11 protein-coding genes are annotated in these 11,406 nt (G+C 69.3%); 6 read left to right on the top strand and 5 right to left on the bottom strand.

Features of this window, described 5'->3' with window-relative positions; genetic code table 11:
- Positions 1-92: 92 nt before the first annotated feature.
- Positions 93-1,505 (bottom strand): bis-aminopropyl spermidine synthase family protein, encoded by a 1,413-nt coding sequence (locus tag ACWDN5_RS35550; RefSeq protein ID WP_449679362.1) that lies wholly within the window; start codon positions 1,503-1,505, stop codon positions 93-95.
- 92 nt (positions 1,506-1,597) lie between these two features.
- On the opposite strand from ACWDN5_RS35550, the gene ACWDN5_RS35545 reads away from it, so the two are divergent.
- The 4 genes from ACWDN5_RS35545 to ACWDN5_RS35530 are packed head-to-tail and all read left to right on the top strand — an operon-like array spanning position 1,598 to position 4,900.
- Positions 1,598-2,683, top strand: a complete 1,086-nt coding sequence (locus ACWDN5_RS35545; protein WP_310973398.1) for an ABC transporter ATP-binding protein — start codon at positions 1,598-1,600, stop codon at positions 2,681-2,683.
- The gene (locus ACWDN5_RS35540) at positions 2,680-3,348 is read left to right on the top strand and encodes an ABC transporter permease (RefSeq protein WP_449679361.1); all 669 of its coding nucleotides are present in this window, start codon (positions 2,680-2,682) and stop codon (positions 3,346-3,348) included. Before ACWDN5_RS35545 ends, ACWDN5_RS35540 begins: the two co-directional genes overlap by 4 nt.
- Positions 3,345-4,028: an ABC transporter permease gene (locus ACWDN5_RS35535; RefSeq protein WP_310973394.1), complete on the top strand. Its 684-nt coding sequence runs from the start codon at positions 3,345-3,347 to the stop codon at positions 4,026-4,028. The genes ACWDN5_RS35540 and ACWDN5_RS35535 overlap by 4 nt, the downstream gene beginning before the upstream one ends.
- Positions 4,025-4,900, top strand: coding sequence for an ABC transporter substrate-binding protein (locus ACWDN5_RS35530; protein ID WP_449679360.1), 876 nt, complete (start codon positions 4,025-4,027; stop codon positions 4,898-4,900). The genes ACWDN5_RS35535 and ACWDN5_RS35530 overlap by 4 nt, the downstream gene beginning before the upstream one ends.
- Here ACWDN5_RS35530 and ACWDN5_RS35525 read toward each other — a convergent pair.
- Together ACWDN5_RS35525 and ACWDN5_RS35520 are read right to left on the bottom strand one after the other, a co-directional pair.
- Positions 4,897-5,514 (bottom strand): hypothetical protein, encoded by a 618-nt coding sequence (locus tag ACWDN5_RS35525; protein WP_449679359.1) that lies wholly within the window; start codon positions 5,512-5,514, stop codon positions 4,897-4,899. The genes ACWDN5_RS35530 and ACWDN5_RS35525 overlap by 4 nt on opposite strands.
- A gap of 3 nt (positions 5,515-5,517) precedes the next feature.
- Positions 5,518-6,258: an SDR family oxidoreductase gene (locus tag ACWDN5_RS35520; RefSeq protein WP_310973388.1), complete on the bottom strand. Its 741-nt coding sequence runs from the start codon at positions 6,256-6,258 to the stop codon at positions 5,518-5,520.
- A 74-nt stretch (positions 6,259-6,332) separates the two neighbouring features.
- Between ACWDN5_RS35520 and ACWDN5_RS35515 the strand changes: the two genes are divergently transcribed.
- Positions 6,333-6,878 (top strand): TetR/AcrR family transcriptional regulator, encoded by a 546-nt coding sequence (locus ACWDN5_RS35515; protein ID WP_449679358.1) that lies wholly within the window; start codon positions 6,333-6,335, stop codon positions 6,876-6,878.
- Here ACWDN5_RS35515 and ACWDN5_RS35510 read toward each other — a convergent pair.
- On the bottom strand, positions 6,875-7,480 hold the full coding sequence (locus tag ACWDN5_RS35510) for a LysE family translocator (protein ID WP_310973384.1): 606 nt from the start codon (positions 7,478-7,480) through the stop codon (positions 6,875-6,877). The genes ACWDN5_RS35515 and ACWDN5_RS35510 overlap by 4 nt on opposite strands.
- Positions 7,481-7,579: 99 nt before the next feature.
- Here ACWDN5_RS35510 and ACWDN5_RS35505 point away from each other — a divergent pair, with 99 nt between their 5' ends.
- Positions 7,580-10,399 (top strand): N-6 DNA methylase, encoded by a 2,820-nt coding sequence (locus ACWDN5_RS35505; RefSeq protein ID WP_449679357.1) that lies wholly within the window; start codon positions 7,580-7,582, stop codon positions 10,397-10,399.
- A 37-nt stretch (positions 10,400-10,436) separates the two neighbouring features.
- Here the strand turns inward: ACWDN5_RS35505 and ACWDN5_RS35500 are convergent, their stop codons facing one another.
- Complete coding sequence (locus ACWDN5_RS35500) at positions 10,437-11,396, bottom strand: LLM class flavin-dependent oxidoreductase (protein WP_449679356.1); 960 nt, start codon at positions 11,394-11,396, stop codon at positions 10,437-10,439.
- Positions 11,397-11,406: the final 10 nt, after the last annotated feature.

Genomic DNA, 11,406 nt, shown 5'->3' with positions numbered 1-11,406 from the left:
CTGCTTCTCGGCCTGTTGGCCCTGGCGCGGCCGTTGTTGTGTGTTAAAGGGGGTTAGCACCCGCCTTGCCACTCACGACGGCTGCGGCAGGCTCAGGAACCGAGCAGGTCGGCCAGGCGGTGGCGGGGGACGTCGACCAGGCGGAGGTCCACCAGGTCGTCCGGGACGTCGAGCGAGACGTTCGCCAGCCGGGCGTGGGCGCGGGTCAGGACCTCGTCCTGGTGCGCCACCGCCTCCGCGACCACCACCGCGTGCCGGTTGTCCGGCGTGCTCCGCAGGTACCGCAGCGCGTACTTCCCCCGGACGAGTGACGCCAGCGCTTCCTGGGACGCCTGGTCCGCCAAGTCCGGGTGGGCGTTCGGCAGCAGCAGGGCCAGGCGGCGGGCGTTCGTGCCCAGCAGCGTCCGCAGCAGCCACGGGCCCGGGTCGGCCGAGAGGTCCATCGCGACCGCGTCGCCCTCGGGGCCGGAGATCGACCAGTCCACCGGCCGCGATTCCAGCGCGAGGCCGCCCGCGCCGGCGATCTCCTTGAGCTTCTCCAGCAGCGCCGGTTTCGTCCCGGCCGCCTCCACCGACTGCGGCCCGTGCGTGTAGATCGCCTTGCCGCTGCGCATCTTCTTGGCCTTCGCCGTCGGCTGGCAGACGTACAGATCCGCCGCGCTGCCGATCGCCTGAGCGCCGAAGTAGCGGTTGAAGCCGGGCAGGATCGCCTCGAACGTCAGCCCGAGCGTCGCCAGCGAGCGCTGCACCTGCGCGCCCAGCGCCGGGTGCCGCGGGCTGTAGCCGTACGCCAGCAGCAGCCGTCCCTCGCTCGGCTCGCGCAGCGCCTGCACCCCGCGCGCCGCGAACAGCCCCATGCCTTCGGGCGTGTACGGCGGGTCGCTGAACACGAGGTCGAAGCCGCTGCTCAACGCGGGTGGCAGCCCGACCCGCAGGTCCGCGTGCACGGTCCGGATCTCGCGGCCGCCGCGGTCGTCGAGGTAGGCGAGCACGCGCTCGTCGAGGTCGGCGACGGTCAGGGTCGCCGACGGGCAGATCGCCCGCACGGCCAGCGACGTCAGGTCGTGGTCGCCGAGGAACAGCAGGCGGGTGGCGGTGAGGTCGTACTGCGCGTCCAGCCAGAGCGCGCGGCGCAGCACGGTCTCCGGCGCGGCCTGCACGTGGTCGAGCGCGGCCAGCGGGGACGGCACCTCGGCCACCCACTCGGCGACCTTCGGCAGCAGCTCGTGCGCCGCGACGGCTTCGTCGAGCGGGTCGGCGTAGCGCGGCGCGCGGTACTGCAGGTACGACGCCGCGACGCCGGGGGCGATGCGCAGGCGGTCGCCGCTGCGGTCCAGGTCGTCGCCGAGCGCGGCGAGGACGGCTTCCACGCTGCGCCGCGGGGCGGTGCTCAACCGGACCAGCTCGCCGAGGTCGTGGTCGCCGGTGCGCAGCAGGTCGAGGACGCGGTACAGCGGGCGGACGCCGACACCGTGCGCGGCGAGGACGTCGTCGAGAGCCTTCACGGACTCTGAGCCTAGTAGCCACCCCTCGGAACAGCGTGCCAACCACCGCGGACTCGGCTACGGTCGAATCCACCGGGACATGGGGAGTGGCAGTGACCATCGAATTCCGCGACGTGACCAAGCAGTATCCGGATGGGACGGTCGCCGTCGACAAGCTGAACCTCACGGTCGAAGACGGCACGATCACCGTGTTCGTCGGCCCGTCCGGCTGCGGCAAGACGACGTCGCTGCGGATGATCAACCGGATGGTCGAGCCGACCGGCGGCCAGGTGCTGCTGGACGGCAAGGACGTCGCCGAGGGCGACCCGGCCCTGCTGCGCCGCGGCATCGGCTACGTCATCCAGCACGCCGGGCTCTTTCCACATCGGACGGTCCTGGACAACATCGCCACCGTGCCGCTGCTTTCCGGCTGGGACAAGGCGAAGGCGCGCAAGCGGGCCGCCGAGCTGCTGGAGATCATCGGCCTGCCGGTCGAGCTCGGCAAGCGGTACCCGGCCCAGCTCTCGGGCGGCCAGCAGCAGCGCGTCGGCGTCGCCCGCGCGCTCGCCGCGGACTCGCCGGTACTGCTGATGGACGAGCCGTTCTCCGCGGTCGACCCGATCGTGCGCGAGGACCTCCAGAACGAGCTGCTGCGGCTGCAGTCGCAGCTGGGCAAGACGATCGTGTTCGTCACCCACGACATCGACGAGGCCGTCCGGCTCGGCGACAAGGTCGCGGTGATGCGGGTCGGCGGCAAGCTGGCCCAGTACGGCACGCCCGCCGACGTCCTCCGGCACCCGGTCGACGACTTCGTCGCGTCCTTCGTCGGCCGTGACCGCGGCTACCGCGGCCTGTCGTTCCTCTCCGCCGAAGGGGTCGAGGTCAAGGAGCTGGAGCTGATCGAGGTCGGCGCCACGGTCGCGGCGAGCGACGGCTGGCGGCTCGCGGTCAACACCGAGAAGCAGCCCCGCGGCTGGCTGCCCCCGAACTCCACTGTGGACGGTCCGCTCGGCGAGGACGACCTGGTGGCCGGCGGCTCGCTGTGGGTGCGGGGGACGCCGATCCGCGGCGCGCTCGACGCGGCGCTGTCGTCGCCGGCCAGCCTCGGCGTGGTCGTCGACGAAGAACACCGGGTGCTCGGCGCCGTGGTCGCGCGGCAGGTCCTGGACGTCATCGAGGGCACGCCCCAGGCGTCATGAGCTTCTTCGACGAGCTCGGGCGGTACCTGAGCAGCGCGAACAACCGCGGCCAGATCCTCGGCGACCTGGGCGACCACGTCTACCTGGCGCTGCTCCCGCTGGTGCTCGGCATCGTGCTGGCCATCGCGGCGGGCTGGCTCGGCCACCGCTGGCGGCCCGCGCGGCAGGTGCTGATGGTCGTGGCGAACCTGCTCTACACGATCCCGTCGCTCGCGCTGTTCGTCGTCATCCCCGGCCTGATCGGGTCGAAGATCCTGGACAGCGTCAACGTCGTCGTCGCGCTGACCACCTACACCACGGCACTGCTGGTCCGGCCGGTGCTCGACGCCCTCGACGCGGTGCCGCCGCCGGTGGTCGCCGCCGCGACCGCGGTCGGCTACAAGCCGGTGCGGCGGTTCTTCGCCGTCGAACTGCCGCTGTCGGTGCCCGTGCTGGCGGCCGGCGTGCGCGTCGCGTCGGTCAGCAACATCAGCCTGGTCAGCGTCGGCGCGCTGATCGGCACCGGCGGCCTCGGCGTGCTCTTCACAGACGGCTTCCAGCGCGAGTACTTCTCGCCGATCGTGGTCGGCATCGTGCTGACCCTGCTGCTGGCGCTGGTCGTCGACCTCGTGCTGGTGGGCTCGCGAAACCTGCTGACGCCGTGGACCCGGGTGGGAGCCGCATGATCACCGACCTCTTCCACTGGTTCGGGGACCCGGCCCACTGGTCGGGGCCCGACGGCGTCCCGCAGCGGCTGCTGGAACACCTCGGCTACACCGGGCTGTCACTGGTGATCGCGCTGGTCATCGCCGTGCCGCTGGGCCTTTTCGTCGGCCACACCGGCCGCGGCGGCGTCGCGCTGGTGAGCGTCGGCAACGCCATCCGCGCCCTGCCGACGCTGGGGCTCGTGACGTTCCTGTTCCTGCTCTTCACCGAGAGCGTCACCTCGACGATCATCGGCCTCGTCGTGCTGGCCGTGCCGCCGATCCTGGCCGGCACGTACGCCGGGCTGCAGGCGACCGACCACGGCGTGGTCGACGCCGCCGAGGGCGTCGGGATGACCGGCTGGCAGCGGCTGTGGAAGGTCGAGGTGCCGATCTCCCTGCCGCTCGTGCTCGGCGGCATCCGCAACGCCGTGCTCCAGCTCGTGGCGACCGCCGCGGTGGCCGCGTACGTCGGACTCGGTGGCCTGGGCCGGTTCCTGCTCGACGGACTGGCCATTTTGGACTATTCCGAGGTCATCGCGGGCGCCCTGCTGACGACGCTGCTGGCCATCGTCCTCGACCTGCTCTTTTCCTTGCTGAACCGCGCTTTGGTGCCGCGGGGCGTCCGGCTCGCGGCGGCCGCGAAGAAGGTGACGGCGTGAAGCGGCTGGTTTCCCTTGTGGCGGTTTTGGTCTTGGCCGCTGGTTGCGGCAACCCGCTGGCGGGCGGCGGCGAAGGTGGCGCTTCGGGCGACATCATCATCGGCGCGTCGGACGTCGGCGAAAGCCTGCTGCTGGCCCAGATCTACGCCGGAGCGCTGCGGTCCGCGGGGGCCACGAACGTGACGGTGCGGCCGCCGGTGGGCAGCCGCGAGGTCGTCGTCAAGGCCCTGCAGGACAAGTCGCTGTCGGTGGTCCCGGACTACAGCGGGAACCTGCTGCGGTACTTCGACAAGGACACCACGGCGACGACGTCCCAGGACGTCTACGCGCAGCTGAAGCAGAAGATCCCGGCGGGCTTCGAGGTGCTGGACCAGGCACCGGCGGAGGACAAGGATCTGCTCGTCGTCGGGCCGCAGCTGGCGGCATCGGGCGTCAAGACGTTCTCCGACCTGGGGAAGCGCTGCGGTGAGCTGGTGTTCGGCGGGCCGGGCCAGTGGAGCAGCCGCTGGAAGGACAAGATCAAGTCGCTGTACGGCTGCGAGTTCAAGGAAATCCGCACGACGGACACGGGCGGCCCGGTGACGGTGGCGGCGCTGAAGTCCGGTGACGTCCAGGTGGCGGACCTGTTCAGCACATCGTCGACGATCGCGGCCAACGGGTTCGTGCCGCTGGTCGACGACAAGAACATGTTCCCGGCGCAGAACATCGTGCCCCTGGTGGCGAAGGGAACGCTGTCGCCCGCCGAAGTGGCGGCGTTGAACCGCGTCTCGGCGGCGCTGACCACCGAACAGCTGACGCGGCTGAACGTCGAGTTCACCGAAGAGAAGCGGAATCCCCTGGACATCGCGGAGGACTTCCTCGCGCGGGCCTAGCCCGCGCCTCCGCGCGGAGCGTCCAGCAAGGAGCACAGCCGATCCAGCGCGGTGGTCCACGGTCGTGCGGTGAGGACCGGGATCCCGTGTTCGCCGGCCCGCGCGGCCAGCCAGTCGCCGTAGCGGGCGCTGACCTGTGCCCGGCTGTGCTGTTCGCCCTCGTCCGGTTCCCGCTCCAGGTAGTTGGCCACCAGCCGGCCGGGGTCGGGCTCGTGCAGGAACACCGCGCGGACCCGGCCGCCGGCCGCTTGGCCGGCGAACGAGTCCTGCGCGGCCAGCGCGGGCAGCAGGTAGTCGCCCTCGATGACGACCGGGGTGTCGGTCTCCAGGTGGTTGCCGATCACCGCCTCCAGCGCCGGCCGCAGCGCCTCGGCCACGGCGATCTGCAGCTCGAGGACCTGCGACACCGGCAGGCTGCCGGCGTCCGGGTGGGTGTCCCAGTAGTGCACCAGCGGCTGCTGCGCCGGGGTGGTCATCCGCTGCACGGCGAGAACGAGGTCGTCCACCTCGACGATCGGCACCTCGTACCGCCGGGCCAGCGGGTAGCTGAGCCGGCTCTTGCCGGTGCCGGACGCGCCGCCCAGCAGCAGCACCCGCCAGTCGCGCTCGCCCACCGCTCAGCCTTGCCGGGTGGGGCGGATGGTGAGATCGCCGATCTCGACGTCGTCCGGCTGCTCGATGGCGAACGCGATCGCCCGTGCCACCGCCTCGGGAGCGATGCCGAGCGCGGCCATCGCCTGCTGCGCCTGCTCGCGCTGCTCGGGGTCCTGGACGTAGTCGACCAGTTCGGTGCGCACGTACCCCGGCGAGATCGACGTCGTGCGCAGGACGCCGTCGGTCGACTCCTGGCGCAGCGCCTCCAGCAGCGTGCGGACGGCGTTCTTGGTGCCCGCGTAGACGGCCTGGGTCGGGACGATCTTCAGCCCCGACGTCGAGACGGTCGTCACGAAGTGCCCGCGGCCCTGCGCGCGGAACACCGGCAGCGCGGCGGCGATGCCGTGCAGCACGCCGCGGACGTTGACGTCGATCATCGCGTCCCAGTCGTCGACGTCGAGGGCGCTCATCGGCGCGATCCGGGCGACGCCGGCGTTGGCCACCAGGACGTCGAGCCGTCCGAAGCGCTCGACGGCGAGGGCGACGAGCCGCTCGAGATCGGCCCGGCGGGTGACGTCGACGTCCAGCAGTTCCGCGCGGCCGCCGTCGGCGCGGATCTTCTGCGCGAGCACCTCCAGCCTTTCGGTGCGCCGGGCGCCCAGCACGACGGCCGCGCCGCGGCTCGCCAGCTCGACGGCCGTCGCCTCGCCGATTCCGCTGCTTGCGCCCGTGATGGCGACGACCTTGTCCAGTCCGTTCGACATGGCACCTCCCACTAAACTGACAACTGTCCGCTTAAGCTTACCGGACAGTTGTCCACTTATTCGAGGAGGCGGTCTTGCCGCGTTCGGACGCCGTCGCCAACCGCGACCGGATCGTCGAGGCCGCCCGGGCCGAGCTGAGCGAGTCCAACGGCGCGGCCGAGGAGCTGAAGCTGCACCGGGTCGCCAAGGCCGCCGGCGTCGGGCAGGGCACGCTCTACCGGCACTTCCCGACGCGCGAGCACCTGCTGGCGGAGGTTTACCGGGCCGAACTGACGCAGCTCGTCGGCACGGTGGCGCCGCTGCTGGCGGAACACTCCCCGCTGGATGCGCTGGCCCGCTGGCTGGACCGGCTGGTCGAGTACGCGCGCGTGAAACGCGGCGTCATGGCGGCGATCGAGGTGCCGGCGTGGCAGGACCTCTACGACGGCCAGCACCACCGGCTCGACGAGGCGCTCGAAACGCTGCTGGACCGGGGGCAGGCCGCGGGGGAGATCCGTGCCGGTGTCGACGCCGCCGACGTCATCCTGCTGCTCGGGGCGCTGTCCCGGATCCCGGAAGCGCAGTGGGATGCGCGCGCGCCGCGGATCGTGGCGGTGATCGTCGACGGCCTGCGCGCTTAGGCGTCGGCGGCCAGTTTGAGGCCGAGGCCGATGAAGATCCCGCCGGTGGCGACCTCGATCCGCCGCTGGTTCTTCTTCTTGCGGACCCACCCGCCGAGTCGGCCGGCGAGGACGCCGACGGTGCCGTCGACGAGGAACTCGAACACGATCATGATCGCCCCGAGGACGGCGAACTGCAGCCAGAGGTGGCCGCGGGCGGGGTCGATGAACTGCGGCAGGAAGGCGATGGTGAAAGTGACCATCTTGGGGTTGAGCAGGTTGGTGAGCAGGCCGGACAGGTAGGCGCGATCGCTCTTCCGTTCCACGAGCGGCTTGCGGTTCCGGATGGCCTGGACGCCCAGGTGGATGAGGTAGGCGGCCCCGGCGATCCGGACGACGGTGAAGGCCACGGGAACGGCGGCGAAGAGCGCGGCCAGCCCGGCCGCGGCGACGGCGACATGGATGGCCTCGCTGGTGGCGACCCCGGCGGTGGCCAGCAGCCCGGCTTTCGGCCCGCCACGCATGCCGCAGCCGAGGATGAAGAGCATGTCCGGGCCGGGCGTCACCATGGCGATCGCGGTGGTGACGAGAAAGGCCAGCAGGAGGTGCGGGTCGACCGGCATCCCTCGATCCTGACACGCCGGCTGTGGTCGGCGAACTCGTTTTCCGGCCATCGGCCGGAAACGCAGTCCTTCCTCGACGGCTATCGATACTCTCGGCGCATGAGTTCAGCCGACGCCAAGATCGACGCCGACGCCATCTGGGAGGCTTTCCGCGACGCCGGCGTCTTCGATCCGTTCGAAGCGTTCGAGCAGTTCAGCTACCTGATCCTCATCCGGCATCTGGGCGAGATGGGCGACGCCGAGTCTTCACATCCCGGCTTCCCGCGACAACTGTCTTGGGCATACCTCACGGAGCAGGCCGCCCAGGACGCACTTGTCACGATCAGCGAGGACATCTTCCCTTGGCTTCGTCAACTCGGACACGGTGAAGAGGGGCGGCTTCACCCGCTCGAAGAGGCCCGATTCACGATCACCGAGCCCAGCCTGCTGTCGAGAATTCTCCGCATCCTCGGCAAACTGCCCGTCGTCGGTTCGAATGTCCTCGGCCGTCTGTATGAGTACATGCTTCTCCGCATCGTCGGGACGCAAGGGCCGATCATCACGCCACGGCATATCGTCAACCTCATCGTCGAGATGATGAACCCGGGTCCTGCCGACGAGATTTGTGACCCGGCCTGTGGAACAGCGGGGTTCCTCGTCTCCGCTGCCGCCCACATCGCTCGCGGCCAGTCCGGGGCGCCGGATGGGGTGGGTGGAAGTGGGCGCCTCGATGATAACCACTTCCAAGGATTCGACGTCGATCCGAGGGTTCTGCGGATAGCTTACGTGAATCTCCTTCTGCACGGAGTCGAGACGCCTCAGGTTCGCCGTCGAGATGCTCTGGCCCAGGAGCTGGGTGATCACGCGGGCCGATATTCGATCGTCATGAGCGACCCGCCGTTCGGCGGCTGGTGGAACAGTGGGGACCTGCCCGATGACCTCCGGCAGGTTGTCGATAGCAGAAACCTGGAATTGATGTTCGTGGCGAGAGCTCTTCAGCTGTTGAAGCCAGGAGGGCGCGCGGCAGTGGTCGTGCCGGAGAATATGCTGTTCAGCACCTCGGCAGCTCATCGAGATCTTCGAAGGCTTCTCGTCGAGAACAATCGTGTTGATGCGGTTGTGAAACTGCCGATCGGTGCGTTCAAACCCTATGCAGGAGTTTCCACGTCAGTTCTCTTCTTCGGCAGGGGCGACGGTAGTGGGCGGACTGGCCAGGTCTGGTTTTACGACGCTACCGAGACTGGTGGTGAACGAAGTGCGGAGAGCTTCGGTGATCTCCTGCAACGATGGCGGAACCGTAATGGGAGCGAACGCAAACGTCGAGGCACCGACCAGAGTTTCTGTGTTGCTCGAGCGGTCATCGCAGAGCACGACTACGACCTGACATTGAGTCGCTATCGGCGCGATGTTCAGATGAAGGACGCCCTGCGTGAAGGATGGCGGCTCGGCGACATAGCGGAGATATTCGCCGGTCGCGCCAAGCCGGGCGATGGCGATGAGAACCTGCTGATCGATGAATCTTCGACGAATCGAAAAGTGCTCCACCCTTCCCTGTTCGGAGTTGACCTGCCCGAAGTGGCGGCCCTTCCCGAAAGTTCGCCTTCCAAGAAATTGGTCTCCTTGTTGCGAGAGGGGGACATCGTCGGCCGAGACCTGGCTGCTGCGCGGCACTGGACGGTTGTTCCCGCTCGCTACGACGGCGTGCAGGCCGGTCAGGGAACGATCGTGATCAGGCTGAAGCCGGGCAAGGTGGCTGCGGAATATCTGGCGTTCTACTTGTCGAGTGCTCAGGCTGAGAAACAGTTTCCGCGCTATGATATCATTCCCAGAATTCGGGTACGCGGGCTTGAAGATGTTGTCATACCGGCGTATGAGGGTGCGGATGAAGCCATTTTGGCCTCCATCACGCAATTGAAGGTCGGACTGGACGAAGCGAGTCGAGTCCAGGTGAAACTTCAGCAGTCGATAAGCTCCATCTTCGATGGCGGAAGCAGGCGCGAGCGCCGTGCTCGGCTTGAGCAGGCCGCAGACCTGAGTTCGCTGGTGGCGCAAACGCTGAGCAAGCAGAGCGAGCCGTACCAACTCTTCCAAGAGGCTTACGCCTACCCTATCGCCCGCGCTGTCAGGAGATTTCGGCACAGCTCTTCCCCTGCTGAAAAACATGAGGCAGCCATCCAGTGTGCCGAATCACTCATCTTGTCGCTGGGCATCACCGCGCTGGGGGTCGCGACTCAGCAGGCTTGGCTGGAGGACCTCGGCGAAGCCGGGAACTGGTTCAACGCCGTGCGTACCGGCGGTGTCTCGTTGGGTCACTGGATCGGCGTCGTCCGGGCAACGGGGGCGTATGCGCGGAAGAACGGCCATGAAGCAGCTGGCCTTGCGGACGCGACCGAAGCCAGGAAGGGTGGCAGAGGGTTGCTGGCCGATCTGGGGGATCTGGTGACCATCCGAAACAAGATCAGGCACGGTGGCGGGCCCCGTACTCGCGCGGAGGTCGAGCGCAGTTTGGCGGAACTGGAAGAACTTCTCCTCAGGTGCCTCGCTTCGAGTGCGTTCCTGGCCAAGAACACTCTTGTGCACATGAACAATCTGCAGTGGGTCCCTGGAAAAGGGATGTTCCGGATCTCCGGTCTCTCGTTGATGGGGGATCACCCGGATTTCCGGCCAACGCGGTTCGAAGTGGGCCGCCCGCTGGTTGACGAGCGCATCTACCTGGTGACCCGGCAACAGGACATCGTGCCGCTGTGGCCGTTCTGCGTACTGCGCGACTGCCCGACATGCCTGGCACCCGAGCTGTACTACCCGGACCGGCTGACCGGTTCCACGGCGCTGTTGAAGAGCCTCAACCGGGGGCACGAGCTGGAGAGCGACGAGATGTTCGACGCGTTGGGGCGCAGGGGAGTGTCCCCGCTCGACGGCGCGGGCGTGCGACAGGAGTAGCGGTTGGCGCCTGTGCCGTGGGCTCGTGTGAAGGCAGTCAGCCGCGCACGGCCGCCGCCACGCGGGCCGCGTCCTCGATGGCCTGTTCCGGGGCCTCCTCCGGCAGCGGTAGCAGCACCACCGAGCCGCTGCCCGCGTCGTGCAGGGCCCGGACCGCGGCCGCGCAGGTGTCCAGGTCGCCGCAGATCGCCAAGCGGTCGATCCACTCCGGGCGCAGGCCCGCGGCCAGTTCGTCCACTGTGGACGTCGAATCCAGCAGCGCCAGGAGCTCGGTCGCGAACGGCAAGCCCTCGACCTGCACCCGCGAGCCCGGTGTCAGGGACTCCGCGACCGTCCTGCGCGCCCGCTCGCGGTCGCCCAGGGCCAGCCAGTTGTACGTCACCAAGGCGTGCGGTCCCGTCGCCGCGATGCCCGCCAGCGCCGTCCGGACGTACTCCGGCGGGGCCGGCTCGGCCAGGATCGTGCCGTCCGCCGCCGTGCCCGCGATCGCCAGGGACTTCGGGCGGCGCACGCCCGCCACCAACGGGGGCGGCGAGGCCGGCGGGAACACCAGCTCGACCTCGTCCAGGTGGACGTGCCGGCCGTCCATCGAGACGCGCTCGCCCGCCAGCAGCCGCCGGACCGCCACCAGCGTCTCCTCCAGCGCCGCCAGCGGTGACTCCGGGTACGCGCCGATCTGCCGCATCCACGACGCGACGCCGTGGCCGAACCCGGCGATCAGGCGGTCCGGGTGCAGCTCGGCGAGCGCCGCGATCTCCATCGCCGCGATCGCCGGGTTGCGCGCCACCGCCGGCAGCACGCCGATGCCCACCTTGATCGTCGACGTCACGGCCAGCGCCGTCGCGACCGTGGCGACGCCGGCCGCCCAGAAGCAGTCCTCGACCAGCCAGAGCTCGTCGAGACCCGCGTCCTCGGCCTGACGCGCGAGGTCGCGCAGCTTGGCCGGCGGCTGCTCGCGGTTGATCCGGACGCCGACCGACCTCGTGGGTGCGTACACGCGTGGCTCC

The sequence above is a fragment of the Amycolatopsis sp. NPDC003731 genome, assembly GCF_053586895.1.
Note: the sequence above shows the minus strand (reverse complement) of the source record. Positions and strands in the feature narration are given on the sequence as shown.